Genomic DNA, 314 nt, shown 5'->3' with positions numbered 1-314 from the left:
GTCTATGCCACCATCAGCGCCCCCCTGACCCCCGGGGTCACCAGCGTCCCGATCGGGGCGCCGGTGCCCGGGGCGGCGTTGTTCGTGCTGGATGCCTGGTTGCGTCCGGTTCCCCCCGGGGTGGTCGGTGAACTCTATGTCGCCGGGCGCGGCGTCGGGGTGGGCTACTGGCACCGGCCCTCCTTGACCGCGGCCCGGTTTGTGGCCTGCCCGTTCGGGCCGGCCGGGGCGCGGATGTATCGCAGCGGGGATCTGGTGCGCTGGCGCCCCGACGGCCAACTCGACTACCTCGGACGGGCCGATCAGCAGGTCAA

Annotated in this window: 1 protein-coding gene; it reads left to right on the top strand. The window is 72.9% G+C overall.

Going from position 1 to position 314, the window contains the following annotated elements; genetic code table 11:
* Positions 1 to 314 (top strand): AMP-binding protein (locus WU80_RS24995; protein WP_156349803.1); only part of this gene is annotated, 314 nt, incomplete at both ends.

The sequence above is a fragment of the Mycobacterium sp. UM_11 genome (genome assembly GCF_001414075.1).
GTDB lineage: Bacteria > Actinomycetota > Actinomycetes > Mycobacteriales > Mycobacteriaceae > Mycobacterium.
This window is presented reverse-complemented; position numbering and strand designations above follow the sequence as displayed.